Source organism: Pseudomonas sp. GW823-FHT01D03, from assembly GCF_058798255.1.
The window spans coordinates 5,100,657-5,115,514 of sequence record NZ_JBXAKK010000001.1; the positions used below are offsets into that span (position 1 = coordinate 5,100,657).

At 61.2% G+C, this 14,858-nt stretch carries 14 protein-coding genes and 2 pseudogenes; 8 read left to right on the top strand and 8 right to left on the bottom strand.

Annotation, left to right across the window (positions count from 1 at the left end):
* Positions 1-253 precede the first annotated feature (253 nt).
* Positions 254-622 carry a DUF6124 family protein gene (locus AC1RBR_RS22540; protein ID WP_492566665.1) on the top strand — a complete coding sequence of 123 codons (369 nt, stop codon included), beginning with the start codon at positions 254-256 and terminating at the stop codon, positions 620-622.
* Between the two features lie 126 nt (positions 623-748).
* A pseudogene (locus AC1RBR_RS22545) lies at positions 749-904 on the top strand (transcriptional regulator); the annotation flags it as partial.
* A 20-nt stretch (positions 905-924) separates the two neighbouring features.
* On the opposite strand, the gene AC1RBR_RS22550 reads toward AC1RBR_RS22545, so the two are convergent.
* The 4 genes and pseudogenes from AC1RBR_RS22550 to AC1RBR_RS22565 form a co-directional block, all read right to left on the bottom strand.
* On the bottom strand, positions 925-1,557 hold the full coding sequence (locus tag AC1RBR_RS22550) for a LysE family translocator (RefSeq protein WP_492566667.1): 633 nt from the start codon (positions 1,555-1,557) through the stop codon (positions 925-927).
* 74 nt (positions 1,558-1,631) lie between these two features.
* Complete coding sequence (locus tag AC1RBR_RS22555) at positions 1,632-2,231, bottom strand: flavin reductase family protein (RefSeq protein ID WP_492566669.1); 600 nt, start codon at positions 2,229-2,231, stop codon at positions 1,632-1,634.
* Between the two features lie 153 nt (positions 2,232-2,384).
* Positions 2,385-2,993, bottom strand: coding sequence for a methyl-accepting chemotaxis protein (locus tag AC1RBR_RS22560; protein WP_372241231.1), 609 nt, complete (start codon positions 2,991-2,993; stop codon positions 2,385-2,387).
* A pseudogene (locus AC1RBR_RS22565) lies at positions 2,973-3,701 on the bottom strand (PAS domain-containing protein); the annotation flags it as partial. The pseudogene AC1RBR_RS22565 and the gene AC1RBR_RS22560, both read right to left, overlap by 21 nt.
* 237 nt (positions 3,702-3,938) lie before the next feature.
* On the opposite strand from AC1RBR_RS22565, the gene AC1RBR_RS22570 reads away from it, so the two are divergent.
* A complete protein-coding gene (locus AC1RBR_RS22570) occupies positions 3,939-5,309 on the top strand; it encodes a GntT/GntP/DsdX family permease (RefSeq protein ID WP_095136795.1) in 1,371 nt (456 codons plus the stop codon).
* A 7-nt stretch (positions 5,310-5,316) separates the two neighbouring features.
* Here the strand turns inward: AC1RBR_RS22570 and AC1RBR_RS22575 are convergent, their stop codons facing one another.
* Positions 5,317-6,630, bottom strand: coding sequence for an MFS transporter (locus tag AC1RBR_RS22575; RefSeq protein ID WP_492566671.1), 1,314 nt, complete (start codon positions 6,628-6,630; stop codon positions 5,317-5,319).
* Between the two features lie 333 nt (positions 6,631-6,963).
* On the opposite strand from AC1RBR_RS22575, the gene AC1RBR_RS22580 reads away from it, so the two are divergent.
* From AC1RBR_RS22580 to AC1RBR_RS22595, 4 genes are all read left to right on the top strand, one after another.
* Positions 6,964-8,382, top strand: coding sequence for a short-chain fatty acid transporter (locus AC1RBR_RS22580; RefSeq protein ID WP_095136793.1), 1,419 nt, complete (start codon positions 6,964-6,966; stop codon positions 8,380-8,382).
* 219 nt (positions 8,383-8,601) lie between these two features.
* Entirely contained in the window at positions 8,602-10,296 is a 1,695-nt protein-coding gene (locus AC1RBR_RS22585) for an acid phosphatase (protein WP_492566673.1), read from the top strand.
* Between the two features lie 120 nt (positions 10,297-10,416).
* Entirely contained in the window at positions 10,417-11,598 is a 1,182-nt protein-coding gene (locus tag AC1RBR_RS22590) for a hypothetical protein (RefSeq protein ID WP_492566674.1), read from the top strand.
* 178 nt (positions 11,599-11,776) lie between these two features.
* Positions 11,777-12,292 (top strand): SET domain-containing protein-lysine N-methyltransferase, encoded by a 516-nt coding sequence (locus AC1RBR_RS22595; protein ID WP_492566676.1) that lies wholly within the window; start codon positions 11,777-11,779, stop codon positions 12,290-12,292.
* 6 nt (positions 12,293-12,298) lie between these two features.
* Here AC1RBR_RS22595 and can read toward each other — a convergent pair whose 3' ends face one another.
* Positions 12,299-12,943, bottom strand: a complete 645-nt coding sequence (can, locus tag AC1RBR_RS22600) for a carbonate dehydratase (protein WP_095190641.1) — start codon at positions 12,941-12,943, stop codon at positions 12,299-12,301.
* Positions 12,944-13,083: 140 nt separating this feature from the next.
* Here can and AC1RBR_RS22605 point away from each other — a divergent pair, with 140 nt between their 5' ends.
* Complete coding sequence (locus AC1RBR_RS22605) at positions 13,084-13,488, top strand: serine kinase/phosphatase (RefSeq protein WP_202371199.1); 405 nt, start codon at positions 13,084-13,086, stop codon at positions 13,486-13,488.
* A 112-nt stretch (positions 13,489-13,600) separates the two neighbouring features.
* Here AC1RBR_RS22605 and rimI read toward each other — a convergent pair whose 3' ends face one another.
* Both rimI and AC1RBR_RS22615 read right to left on the bottom strand, forming a co-directional pair.
* Positions 13,601-14,053: a ribosomal protein S18-alanine N-acetyltransferase gene (gene rimI / locus AC1RBR_RS22610; RefSeq protein WP_115987822.1), complete on the bottom strand. Its 453-nt coding sequence runs from the start codon at positions 14,051-14,053 to the stop codon at positions 13,601-13,603.
* A complete protein-coding gene (locus AC1RBR_RS22615) occupies positions 14,046-14,792 on the bottom strand; it encodes an energy transducer TonB (RefSeq protein WP_492567267.1) in 747 nt (248 codons plus the stop codon). The genes rimI and AC1RBR_RS22615 overlap by 8 nt, the downstream gene beginning before the upstream one ends.
* Positions 14,793-14,858: the final 66 nt, after the last annotated feature.

Sequence of the window (14,858 nt, forward strand, 5' to 3'; positions counted from 1 at the left end):
GCTCTCTAGCCTGTGAACGTCGCTGCCAATTCAGCGGCCGGGATTGGAAACCCCGAGTAGAACCGAGCGCACAAGCTCCTTCCATAACGTATCCTTGCGCACTTCAATGTGTGCACTCCGTTATGGCGGCTGTGCGCGGGAGACCTTCGGGTCAACCGGGTTCTCCGTTCCCCGGGTTTCCAACCTGCGTACAGCTGCCACCCTTTCGTTCGGAAACCGAATGGGTCAGCTCCAATCCTGATCGGAGAACACCATGAAAAAGCCAACACCCAATCCCCCCGAAACAGATATCGACCCAACCTCTCCTTACGCCTCCATCGACAGCAAAAAGCTCCACGAAGCCGCCGACCGCGCCCTTGATCATTACCTCAAACCCGCCGCCCACATCATGGCGCCTACGCGCAGTTACGAACCGATGTACCTTGCCAACCCGGTATATGACACCGAATCCCTATTGGCCAATGCCAGCGAAACACTAGGCTCGGTCACCGAAATGCTCAACAACTTCGCCGCCGTACTGGACACCTCGCACCGCAAGACCGCGCTAGGCATCGCGCAAATCGTCATGCTCAGTGAGCTGGCGGTGAATCAGGCGCTGGATAACGTTCAGCCGGTCGCGTAGTTATCGCAATGCATAAAAAATCCGATGCCGGGCAGGCATCGGATTCTCAATTCCTGGCGTTGTCCAGAATAGACCTGGCGTGCCTTATTGCCCTAGAGGCAGCCCCCCTTTGAAGTGAAGTAATCCATGAACGCACGCCCAATTCATAACGAAGAAGACTATCGTGCGGCGCTCAAAGACGTGTCTGCACTTTTCGACAACGAGCCAGTACCGGGTACTCCTGAAGGTGATCACTTTGACAGCATGATCAGCCTTATCGAAGCTTACGAGGCCAAACAGTTTTCCCATCCAGGAACTACGGCTCAGCGATTAGCCACCAGATGCGCCCCAAACAGCAGATAACAACCACCGGCCAATCGATCCAGCCATTGCCGTGAACGCTCATAAACACTCGCGATCCGGCGGCTGGCGAAGAACAGCGCCACGCTGCAATACCAGCTGAACGACAGCGTGGCCATGGTCAACACCGCCAGCGCAAGCAGCAGCGGTGGTACATGGGCCGGCATCGCGGTGGCGAAGATGGTGGCGACGAACAGTGCCGATTTGGGGTTGGTCATGTTGCCCAGGAAGCCTCGCCCATAAGCGCCGAGCAAGGTTTGCTGCGACTCATCCAGCGTACCGGCGGCAATCGGCGCTTTGCGTTTGAACTGCTTGAGGCCGAGGTAGATCAGGTAGCAGCCGCCGGCGATCTTGAAGCTCAGGTACAAGGTTGGCGCCGCGCTGAACAGGGTCTGAATCCCCAAGCCGCCGGCCAGCCCCCACAACACGGTCCCGGTAGCGACGCCGAGCGCCGCGACCACGCCATGACGGCGTGAGCGACTGACGGCCAGTTGGGCGATGTTGAAGAAGTTCGGCCCAGGCGTAACCACCGCGACCGTCCACAACAGCGCCAGCGACAGCAACGGGGCGAGATAACTCGAAGGGGAAAGGTCCATGGGCGGGCGCCTGATTGGTTCGACAATGCCCCACACCTTGCTACATCCGGCGCAGGTTTTCCATCAGGCGAATGTCACTGCGGCAGGGTTTTGCCGTCCACCGCATCGCCAATCGTCAGGAAATGCCCGCCGGCCACGTGGTGCAGCGTGCGCAAGCCGTCGTGCCCGTCGAAATGCCAGCGGCCGTCGCTGAACACCCGCTCATCGGCCTGGGCGGCGATGACTTCGGCGAGGAACAGGTCGTACTGCTCGTGGTTGCGCGGTTCCGGCAGCAAGCGGCATTCGAGCCAGGCCACGCAGCCTTCGAACAGAGGCGCCTCGACGGTTTCACCGGCGAAGGTTTGCAGGCCATAAGCCTGAAACTTGTCCTGCCCCTGATTCTGATGGATTTCCAGACCCGAGGTATTGCCGACGGTTTGCACGATGTCAGCCTGATTGACGCACGGCACGTTGAGCACAAAAGTGCCGGAGGCTTCGAGCAACTGGCGGGTCCAGGTGGACTTGTCGAGGACGACGGCGACTTTCGGCGGTTCGAAATCCAGCGGCATCGCCCAGGCGGCGGCCATGATGTTGCGCTGGCCGTCATGGGCAGCGCTGACCAGCACGGTCGGCCCGTGATTGAGCAGGCGGTAGGCTTTGTTCAAGGGCACCGGGCGGCGGTGGGAGGCGCTCATGGGGATCTGCTCCGGGGAAAAAGGAACAGATTGTAGCGCCACCTGCAACTGTAGGAGTGAGCCTGCTCGCGATCGCAGTAGTTCAATCAACATGGAGGTTGAATGTCAGACCGATATCGCGAGCAGGCTCACTCCTACAGGGTTTACTACAGGTCAGTTAGAGAGTTGATTGGCGAACTGGCCGACCGCATCCACCACTTTCTGCGCGCCGTCCTGGATCTCGACGATCACCGTCCCCGCCTCCGCCGCCAGCGCCAGGCCCTGCTCGGCCTGCAGCTTGCCGTCGGTCATCAGGGCCACGGCGTTGCGCGCCATTTCCTGATTCTGCCGCACCACGGTGACGATCTCTTCGGTCGCCTGGCTGGTGCGCGAGGCCAGTTGCCGCACTTCGTCGGCAACCACCGCAAAGCCTCGGCCCTGTTCCCCAGCGCGAGCCGCCTCGATGGCGGCGTTGAGCGCCAGCAGGTTGGTCTGTTCGGCAATGCCGCTGATGGTTTTGACGATGGTACCGATCACCTGCGACTGCTCGTTCAGTGCCTCGATGCCCTCACCAGCCGCCTGCATGTGGCGCGACAGATCACGCATCACATTCACTGCCTCGGTGACCACTGTGGTGCCACGTTGCGCGGTGCTGTCGGTTTGCTGCGAAGTGCTGTAGGCAATGCTGGCCGCGTCGGCGACCGCTTGTTCGCGGTTGACCTGATCGGTAATCACCGTGGCGAACTTCACCACTTTGTACAGTTTGTTGTTGGCATCGACCACCGGGTTGTAGGACGCCTCCAGCCACACCGTACGACCATGGCTATCGACGCGCTTGAAGCGGTTGGCGACAAACTCTCCATTGTTCAGGCGACGCCAGAAATTCTGGTACTCGGCGCTGTTGTATTCCTCAGGGGTGCAGAACATCCGGTGATGTTTGCCTTTGATCTGCGCCAGGCTGTAACCCATGCCATGCAGAAAGCGCTCGTTGGCATTGAGCACGTTGCCATTGAGGTCGAACTCGATCACCGCCGTCGAACGCACCAGCGCACCGATCAGGTTTTCGTGTTCGCGAGAGGCTTCGATGGTGCGGGTCAGGTCGCTGGAGAAGATCGAGAAATGCTTGATCCGCCCGTCCGAAGAGCGCACCGGCTGCACGATGGAGCGCAGCCACGCCTCTTCGCCATTACCACGCAACAGGCGCACGGCTCCGGCGAAATGCTCGCCACGGGTCAGTGCGGCCTTGAAACGATGATGAAAGTCGTCGGCCTTCACGTGCGCCGGGACGATGTCTTCTATGGCGCGCCCCACCAGATCCTGGCTCTTGTAGAGCATCTCGCCAAGGAAGTTCTGGTTGACCGACTGAATCCGGCCATCAGGTTCCAGGGTCAGCACCAGCATCTCGCTTTCCAGGCTTTCCTTCACCTGCAGCAGGCTGGAGAGTTCTTCACGAAGAGTGGCCAGCTCTTGCTTGAGGCGTTTGTTGAACATGGGAAAGTACCAATAGGCAGGTAGAAAGCGGGATGCAGCCTAACCATCGGCCTTGGAAAACTTTTCTGAAGAGCGTTTGAGACCGGTCAGTCAAAAATAATCTCAATAGGCCATGGCTCTGACTATCACCGCGCAGGCCGGTTACAAAAGCCGCCGCTCTGGCCCGGCCACTTCAGGTATTCTCCGGGAAAATTGCAACAACATGTTGCAGGTATACGCCCGATAAGGAGTGCCGTTTTGGATTTATCGACCGCTGCCTGGATGGTGCATGACACCCGCCTGATTCTCTGCTGCCTGCTGGCGATTGCGATGATTATCGTGTTGATCAGCGCCACTAAACTGCCGCCCTTTCTCTCGATCCTGATCGGCACCTTCATTGCCGGTGTCGGTGCCGGTTTGCCGCCAGAAGACGTGGCCAAGGCGTTCAGCAAAGGCGCCGGGGCGATCCTCGGTGAGGCCGGGATCATCATTGCCCTGGGCTCGATGCTCGGCGCACTGATGGCCGAGTCCGGCGCCGCCGACCGCATCGCCTCGACCTTGCTTGGGCTGGGAAAGGGCAAATCGCTGCCGTGGGTGATGGCGCTGGTGGCGATGGTGATCGGCCTGCCGCTGTTCTTCGAAGTGGGGCTGGTGATGATGGTGCCGATCATCTTCGTCATGGCCCGCCGCTCGGGTCAGCCATTGTTGAAAATCGCCATTCCGGCGCTGGCCGGGATGACCACCCTGCATGCCCTGATGCCGCCGCATCCCGGGCCGCTGATCGCGGTCAGTGCGTTGCATGCTGACCTTGGGCTGACCATGTTGTTGGGTTTCAGCATTGCGATTCCAGCCGTGATTCTGGCGGGGCCGATCTACGGCAACTGGCTGTCGAAACGCATGCACATCGATGAGCCGGCAGAGCTCGGCGCACTGTTCAGCGCCCCGCCGAAAGCGCCGCGCCAGCCGAGCTTCGGCATGTCGCTGCTGATCATTCTGTTGCCGGTGCTGCTGATGCTCGGCAGCACCCTGGCGAAAGTCGCGATGCCTGCGCAAAGCAGCGTCGCCCTGACCCTGAAGTTTCTCGGCGAACCGTTGGTGGCGCTGGGCATTGCAGTGATGGCGGCGGTGATCTGCCTCGGCTGGGCCAACGGCATGCCGCGCGAACAGGTCGGCGGCACCCTGCGTAAAAGCCTCGCGCCAATTGCCGTGTTGCTTCTGACCATCGGCGCTGGCGGCGGCTTGAAGCAGACCTTGCTGGACGCCGGTGTCAGCCAGACCATCAGCAAAGTCGCCGAAGGCGCGCACATGCCGTACCTGCTGCTGGCCTGGCTGATTGCCGTGGCACTGCGTCAGGCTACAGGTTCGGCGACAGTCGCGACCACGACGACGGCGGGGATTCTGGCGCCGATGATGGCGGGCCTCGCCGCGACGCAAAGCTCACTGGTGGCGCTGGCGATTGGCGCCGGCTCCGTGTTCTTCTGCCACGTGAACGACGCCGGCTTCTGGATGGTTCGCGAGTACTTTGGCTTGCAGCTCAAACAGACGATCTGGGTCTGGTCGATTCTGCAAACCATTGTCTCGGTGGTGGGACTGGTGGGGACGTTATTGTGGTGGCACTGGTTGACCTGATCAGCCTTCAGGAACAGGGCGCCACCGAACGGCGCCCGACACCGGGCATGCGCACACCGAAGTACGCCGCACTGACGATGCCGACCGCCCCCATCAACGCACAGAACATCACGCAGATCCACGGACTCCACGGCATCAGACCGATCAGCAGCAGCGGTGTAATGCTGGCCCATGCGGCATAGGCAATGTTGTAGGTGAAGGAGATGCCCGACACGCGAATCCGCGCCGGAAACAATCCGACCATCACCGATGGCACCGCGCCGACCACACCGCAGCCCAGGCCGGCGACGGCATACGCCAGCCCCACCCAGTTGCCGCCCATGATCAAACAGCTATAAAGCACACCAATGCCCAAGGGCAACAGCAGGCTATACAGCATGACCGTGCGCCAGGCACCGATGCGATCGACCAGCAACCCGGCAATCACACAACCGATGTTGAGAAAGACAATGCCCAACGCACTCAAGGCGAAGGTGTGGCTGGCGGTCATGCCGAAGGTTTTCTGCATCATGGTCGGGGTGATGACCACGAACACCACCACCGCCGACGTCAGCACACAGGTCAGCAGCATCGCCGGCAACATCGCCAGACGATGCTCGCGCAGCACCGTGCGCAGCGGCAGTTCGACCCGTGCTTCACGCTGGGCTTCCATGGCCATGAACACCGGGGTTTCGCTCAGCCAACGGCGCAGGTACACACCGATCACGCCGAACACACCACCGAGCAGGAACGGATAACGCCAGGCGTAATCGAGAATTTCTGCGGGGGTGAACATCTGCGCGAGGAAGGTCGCGGTCAACGCGCCAATCAAGTAACCGAAGGTTAGCCCGGCCTGCAAAAAGCCCAGCGCGTAACCGCGATGGCCGGCAGGCGCGTGTTCGGCGACGAACACCCAGGCGCTCGGCACTTCGCCGCCGACCGCCGCGCCTTGCAGGATGCGCAACGCCAGCAACAGCAGCGGCGCGAAGTAACCGATCTGTGCATAAGTCGGCATGATCCCGATCAGCAGGCACGGCAGCGCCATCATCAGGATGCTCAGGCTGAAGACCTTTTTCCGGCCCAGACGATCGGCGAAATGCGCCATCAGAATTCCGCCCAGCGGACGCGCCAGATAACCGGTGACGAAGATCCCGAAGCTCTGCAGCAGACGCAGCCACTCGGGCATTTCCGGCGGGAAGAACAACTGGCTGAGGGTCAGGGCGAAGAACACGAAAATGATGAAATCGTAGATCTCCAGCGCCCCGCCGAGGGCCGCAAGACCGAGGGTCTTGTAGTCGGAGCGGCTGAACGGCGCCGGTCGCGCTGTGGATTGGGCAGTCATGGCAAAGAACTCTGGCAGGCAAAAAACCAAGGCGCCCATGGTCTACGCAAATGCGCGGATGGACAACCCGTTAGACCATAGTCCCGGTTTGGCAAAACCTGCTCACAAAACAGCCTGGCTTGATTTACTGTTTAAGCCTGTCCTGCTAGGTGAGCCCCTCCGCCGGCGAGCCGGGCCGGGAACCTTGTAGGAGTGAGCCTGCTCGCGATAGCGGTATGTCTGTCACCTTTATGTTGAGAGTGCCGACGCTATCGCGAGCAGGCTCACTCCTACAGGAGATGTGTGTTTCGCCTGCTGTATCAAAAATAACCATAAAAATCCGAGGTACTCCCTGTGGCCGTTGATATCGAAGATAGCCGCTCCGCGCGCTTTGCCTTGCGCTGTTCAAGCTTTGCCGAACGCTGGTTCCCCGACTCCTGGGTGTTCGCTGCGTTGGCCGTGATCATTGTCGCGCTGGCCACCCTGGCCATGGGCGCCAAGCCCACCGATGCCGCGATGGCGTTCGGTGACGGGTTCTGGAGCCTGATCCCGTTCACCATGCAAATGGCTTTCGTGGTGATTGGCGGCTACGTGGTCGCCAGCTCGCCACCCGCCGTCAAACTGATCGACAAACTGGCGCGCATCCCGAAAAACGGCCGCTCCGCCGTGGCCTGGGTCGCGCTGATCTCGATGGTCGCCTCGCTGTTGAACTGGGGCCTGTCGCTGGTGTTCGGCGGTTTGCTGGTGCGCGCCCTCGCCCGCCGCACCGAGCTGAAAATGGATTACCGCGCAGCCGGCGCTGCGGCGTACCTGGGCCTCGGCGCGGTCTGGGCGCTGGGCCTGTCATCATCGGCGGCGCAATTGCAGGCCAACCCGGCCAGCCTGCCGCCGGCGATCCTGTCGATCACCGGGGTGATTCCGTTCACCCAGACCATCTTCCTCTGGCAGTCCGGCGCCATGCTGCTGGCGCTGATCGTGATTTCGATCATCGTTGCTTACGCCACCGCGCCCGGACCGAACTCTGCGCGCGACGCCAAGGATTGCGGCATCGACCCGGCGTTCAACCTGCCGCCGCTGCAACCACGCACCCGGCCCGGCGAATGGCTGGAGCACAGTCCGCTGCTGATCATTCTGCTGGTGTTGTTGGCGGCCGGCTGGCTGTTCCACGAGTTCTCGAGCAAACCGGCGATCACCGCGATTTCCGGGCTCAACACCTATAACTTCCTGTTCATCATGCTCGGCGCTCTGCTGCACTGGCGCCCGCGCAGCTTCCTCGATGCGGTGGCCCGCGCGGTGCCGACCACCACTGGCGTGCTGATCCAGTTCCCGTTATACGGCTCGATCGCCGCGCTGCTGACCACGGTCAAAGGCGCCGATGCGCAAACGCTGGCGCATCACATCTCAACGTTCTTCGTCAGCATCGCGTCCCACGACACCTACGCGTTGCTGATGGGGGTGTACTCGGCGATTCTCGGCTTCTTCATCCCGTCCGGCGGCGGCAAGTGGATCATCGAAGCGCCGTACGTGATGCAAGTGGCCAACGATCTGCAATACCACCTCGGCTGGGCGGTGCAGATCTACAACGCCGCCGAAGCACTGCCGAACCTGATCAACCCGTTCTACATGCTGCCACTGCTGGGCGTGCTCGGTCTGAAGGCGCGAGACCTGATCGGCTTCTCGTTCGTGCAATTGCTGGTGCACACGCCGCTGGTGCTGTTCTTGCTGTGGGTGCTGGGGACGACATTGGCGTATACGCCGCCGGTGATGCCGTGAACCCGGTTTAAAAACTGACAACATAAAACCTGTGGGAGCGGGCTTGCTCGCGAATGCGTTGTGTCATTCACCAATGATGTGGCTGATACCGCGGATTCTCGAGCAAGCCCGCTCCCAAATCAGTGCACAACCCTCCTCAAGTTGTAACCCGACCGTCACATTCAATTGTTAGCGTCCGCCCGAAACAAACTGAAACAATTAAGCTGAACGGGCTGACAGATGAAAGACGAAACAGACGGCACTGACACACCTGAATCCGACAACCCCACCGACACCAGCCGCCGCCGCTTCCTTGGCGGTGTTGCCGTCCTCGGCGTGGGTGCCACGCTCACCGGCTGCGGTAACGCCAGCAACCCGCCGGGCAAACCGGTCGAGCGCCCGCTGACGCCAGCCGAGCTGGACAAGGCCCTGCGCGAGCAGGTGAAAACCGTGGTGGTGATCTACGCCGAGAACCGCAGCTTCAACAATCTGTTCGGTGATTTCCCCGGTGTCGAGAAACCACTGTCAGCGCTCAAGCCTGCCGATTACCAGCAACGTGATCGCGACGGCAGCCTGTTGCAGACGCTGCCGCCCGTCTGGGGCGGCGTGTTGCAGATCGGCCCGCAAACCCTCGATGGCGTGACCTATCCCAGCGCCACGCAGTTTCAGGAAAACCTGCCCAACGCACCGTTCGCCCTCAAAGGCCCGAACGGCGAAGACCTGCCGTTCGGTCTGGTCACCCGCGACTTGTGGCACGTGTTCTATCAGAACCAGATGCAGATCAATGGCGGCAAAAACGATGGCTTCGTCGCCTGGGCGGATTCCGGTGGGCTGACCATGGGCCATTACGCCCAGAGCCGTTATTCCCTGCGTCTGTGGGACGTGGCCCGGGAATTCGTACTGTGCGACAACTTCTTCCAAGGCGCTTTCGGTGGCTCGTTCCTTAATCACCAATACCTGATCAGCGCCACCGCGCCGTTCTATCCGGATGCAGCCAATTCGGTGGCCAAGTCGCAGATTGCCGCGCTGCAAAGCAATGATCCGACCGATCCGCGCCTCAAGCCGCTGGAGCAGTCACCGACCAGCGCCATGACCGGCCCGCCGCAGTTCGGCCCAAGTGCGCTGACCCCGGACGGCTACGGTGTGAACACCCTCGCCCCGCCGTACTGGCCGACATGGATTCGCGACCCGGAGCGCCCGGCGTACTCCAAACCGGATCTGCCCAACGTGATGGTGCCGCAGACCCATGAGCACATCGGTGACAAGCTGTCGAAAAAGAACGTCGACTGGGCCTGGTACGCCGGCGCCTGGCAAGCGACGCTGGAGCAGTACAAGGACTCGGGCGGCATTCCGAAGATCCCCAACTTCCAGTATCACCACCAGCCGTTCAACTACTTCAAGCAGCAAGGCCCGGAGAACCCGCAAGAGCGCAGCAAACGCCTGCGCGATGCCGGTTTGGGTGACGAGTCGAGCAGCAACAAGTTCTTCGCCGATGCCGAGGCCGGCAAGCTGCCGGCGGTGAGTTTCTACAAACCGCAAGGCAACCTGAACATGCACGCCGGGTATGCCGACGTGGCTTCCGGCGACCGGCACATCGTCCGCGCCCTGAAGGTGCTGCGCGAAAGTCCTCAGTGGAAGAACATGGTGGTGGTCGTGACGGTCGATGAAAACGGCGGCTGGTGGGATCACGTGGCGCCGCCCAAGGGTGATCGCTGGGGGCCGGGGTCGCGGGTGCCGGCGCTGGTGGTGTCGCCATTCGCCCGCAAAGGCACGGTGGATCACACGGTTTACGACACGGCGTCGATCCTGCGCCTGATCACCCGAGTGTTCCAACTGGAAACCCTCGACGGCCTCAGGCAGCGCGATGAGGCAATGATCGCCCGTGGCCAGAAACCGATGGGCGATCTGACCAACGCCCTGCATTTTCAGGCCTGAAAACCCCGTCCTGCGGGCTGACGCAAAAATCCGTGAATGACCGCTTCTCTGTGCAACACGGCTGATCCAATATGAAGCGCCCCAAAACCCCGGGGAACCCACGCTGAAAAGGATCTGAGCATGTTCAAACTCGCAGGATTTACCCCCGCAGCACTTACCCTCGCCGCGCTCACCCTGAGCGCGGCTGCCCACGCCGATGTCGACCTGAAGCTGGGCAGCACCGAGCGCGTCACCCGCCTCTTCGCCTACCCCAACAACTGCAGCGTGATCTGCTATCGCAACTGGTCGCTGGAGCAGACCGTCGCGCATTACCTGAGCCAGAGCGTGCAGCGCGATGGCTACAGCAATGCCAAGGTGTTGGTGAAGAACGATAACGGGCAGATTTACGCCGAGATCAGCGGCGTTCCCGAAGGCTACGACAAGCCGCTGTCGGCGCTGCTGGACGCCGGTGATCTGGCCTATACCGGCGCCAGCAAGCTCAATGCCGATGGCAAATGGGCGTACAGCTGGTATCTGTTCCTGCCTTTAGGCATGGCCCTGGAAAACCGCAAGAGCGTCGAACTGCTGCACTTCCCGCCGGACTATTCGCTGACTCAGGCGCAGGATTACCTGCGCTCGAACACCACCGACCGCTGGGCCACGCTGTTGACCGCCAACGGCATCCCGACCGACCAGACGCCGGCCTATCAGACCATCATCGACATCGCGCCAATCGCCGCGCCGTCCAACGCCGGCAGTGATCTGGAGGGCGTCTACGACTACTTCAAGGATTACCAGACCACGCTGGTCAAGCAGTTCAGCCAGACCAGCGCCGGCACCACCCTGCCGATGGTCGCGTTCGGTGCGCCGGTGCGTAACTGGATCAAGCAGCAATACGGGCCGACGGTGGGCGTTTTGGGTCTGGCGACCATCAGCCCGAGTGCTGGGGTGAACGTACCGGTGTTGGGATCGAACCATCCGAGCTACATCTGGTACGCCGCCGACCCGGACAGCTACAACGGCGATGAAGCAAAAGCCGATGCCGCCGGGCTGAAAGTCATGGGCCAGGACTTGAGCGCCGCCTGCTGGCAGGCCGGGATGGGCAGCAAACCCGGCACCGACGCGAAAACCCTGCTTGATAGCTGCACGCAAACCTGGCAAGTGACGCAAAAGGTCAAGACCTGCGAATTGTTCTACACCTCGATCCGCAACCTGACCCCGGCCCAGGCTTCCGCCAAGTGCTCGACCACCCCGGTTAAAGCCCAGTTGCAACAGCTTCAGGGCGAATTGCCGGACACCGCCGTTCCTCCACCACTCCTCTGATCTGCTGAAAAAGCTTCCCGTGTCAGTCAATGCTGACGCGGGGAGCAGCCAATTACCCCTGTCAGATCTGACAGTAGACGGTAAGCGGTATACGCGGGAGGATTGGATCCAAACATGTTGCAGCGCTGACAGGACGTCAGACCAGGGAAGTCGCAGCATTTTGCCGACAGGGACCGTTATGAATAATCACGCCCATCAACACAACATCCCACGCGACGCGCCCGGCATCTACCCGTTTGCCGGATTGCCGGTGCGTCTGGGTTTCCCATCCACCGAGGATTTCGAAATCGTGCAGGACCACCAAGGCCACGCGGCGGTGGTGGCGCGCCGGGCGTTCTTGCGCATAACCCGGATGTGTCGGGTATCCGGGCAACTGCTGCCCTATCGCTGCCGACAGACACGCCAGTTACTGGCCGGCATTCATCTCTACGACCCGCGCTTTTGCGGGTTGCTCGAACACGCCTGCGATCCGAATGTATTTCTGGACATGAGTGAGCTGTGGCTGTGGGCACTACGCGACATTCAACCGGGTGAACGCCTGACCATCGACTTCGCCGCCACCGAAGACCGCCTGTTGCAGCAGTTCGCCTGCAACTGCGGTTCGCCACGCTGTCGTGGCTGGATCACCGGAAACGATGAACCACCCACGATCGAGGGCCAGCAGTTTTTGCAACGCTGGCGGCATCCACACTGATCGGGATTACACCGCCCCGACCGGACGCAGACGGTATTGCGGCGGCAGTTGCTCGAAACCGCTGATGGTGGTGTTCAGGCTTTTCCAGCGACCGTCCTTGATGCCGTAAATGCAGCCGTGAATCGACAGGCTCTGGCCGCGATGCCAGGCGTTCTGGATGATGCTGGTGTGGGCGACGTTGGCCACTTGCTGGACGACGTTGAGCTCGCACAGCCGGTCGACCTGTTCTTCCTCGGTCGGCAGCTTGGCCAGTTCTTCACGTTTTTCGTAGTACAGGTCACGGATCGAGCGCAGCCAGCCATCGATCAGGCCGAACTGGCGATCCTGCATCGAAGCGCGCACACCGCCGCAGCCATAGTGGCCGGTCACGAGGATGTGTTTGACCTTGAGCACATCAACCGCGTACTGGATCACCGACAGGCAATTGAGGTCAGTGTGCAGCACCACGTTGGCGACGTTGCGGTGTACGAACAGATCGCCCGGCAGCATGCCGACGATCTCGTTGGCCGGTACACGTGCGTCGGAGCAGCCGATCCACAGATATTCCGGGGTCTGCTGGCGCGCGAGTTTGGCGAAGAAATCCGGGTCTTCCTTGGTGATCGCGTCAGCCCAACGCTCGTTGTTATCAATCAGGTCTTGTAAATCGTGCATGGTTAAGGCCTCAAGAAAGATGCGCTGGTATGACAGACGACCGCCCATCGGGGTCACGCAAGAACCGCAGGTGTTTTTCTTTGGAATTCTCGGGTGCCCGGTGAGTCCACTCAGTAAGGCCCACAGTATGAGGATTTGCCATGACTGATTCACGACGTCCGTACGATGCGGTGCAACCGGAACCCATTGATGACAACGAAGACCGCATGGGCTCGGTGCACGAGCTGGATTTCGATGAAGACGAACCCAGCGCGAAAATCGGCGACGAGATTCCGGAACGTGAACGTGAGCAACTGATGCCCGCTGAACGAGTGCGTGAGGCCGGGCTTACCGGCGCATCGACTGCAGACCACGAACCGACCGACGATGACTTGAGCCCGGAAACGCTGATTCACGAGGACGGCGCACGTGATGCCGAAGAGGCTGGCGAAGGCAATCAGGCCGATTGGGATCTGAGCATTGTCGACGAAGATGACATCGGCGGCGGCAATGGGCTGGATGAGGCGGAGCTGGCGCGGCGTGATCCGCTGGATGGCAATCGCTGATTGGTAGCGCCTGTAAGGACGCCTTCGCGAGCAAGCCCGCTCCCACAGGGATTTGAGGCACGACTCAAAACTAATGTGGGAGCGGGCTTGCTCGCGAAGCTTTTAAACAAGATCAGTCGACCAGGGTGCAAGCCATCACTACGGCGTCTTCACGTCCACCCACCGCCGGATAATAATCCCGCCGCCGGCCAATCTCGTTGAAGCCATAGCGCTCGTACAACCTGAACGCAGCAGTATTGCTGTCGCGCACTTCCAGGAAACATTCCCGGGCCTCGGCCGCATACGCCCGCGACATCAGATGTTCGAGCAGCGTGAGCCCCAGCCCACGCCCCTGATTCTCCGGTTTGACCGTGATATTCAGCAGATGCGCCTCGTCGAGAATAATCTGCACCACCCCGTGGCCGACCTGCTGCTGGCCTTCGAACATCAGCCAGATCTGGTATTTGCCCAGCCCGTCGAGAAAAATCCCGCGGGTCCAGGGATGGCTGTACGCCGCGTATTCGATCTTCAATACCGCGTCCAGGTCCGCCTCGGTCATCGGGCGGAACGATACAGCTTCACTCATTCGATGGTTTCCAGCGCGCCATCAGCCGACGCATGGCTTGCCACACAGCGGCCTTGCGCTGTGGCTCTTCCATTAACAATTCCAGACCCGGAATGGCCCAGGCCAGGCCCAGGCCTTCAATCTGCAATTCACTGTTGAACGCTTCGGCGTCCGCTTCACCGGCAAAGCGTATTGCCGGCAGGCCGATCAGCCACAGGCAGGCGCAGGGTGCCGCTTCCATTTGTACCGAGAGGAAGCCCTGAACAAAGTCACGCGCGGCTTCCGGGCCCTGATCCATAGTGCCGCGGTTCAACCACGGCCAGCGCACCGGCTCGCCGACGATTTGTGGCGCATCCGGCAAACCGGCGGCGCGCAACATGTCTTTAAGCAGCAGATAGGCCGGATCGCGGCTTTGGAACGCTTCGCCTGTGGGTAACTCGACCAGCAGCAGACAAGCCCCGGCGCGCAGCAATTGCAGGGAAAAACGCGGTGGCGGCACGGGTGTGGGCTTGGCGACAACCGGCGCCTCTTCGACCTCTTCTACCGGTTTGGCGCCATTGCGGGTACTGGCGAGCGACGGGCGCGGCACTTCGATCTTCGGCCGTTCGACCGGACGGGCGGCAGGCTGCACCGGAGCTTCGGCCTGCACAACCGGCATCACCACGACCTCTGGTTCAGGCTCGGGCATGTCCAGCAGCTCGGGCCGCGACGGGGCGGCGAAAGGCAATTCGGTGCGCGGCAGCCAGTTGACCACCTGCATGGCGTTCAAATAGGCGCGGCGGCGGGACTCGATAAGCAAAGGTCGGCCACTTGTGGATAACTGAAA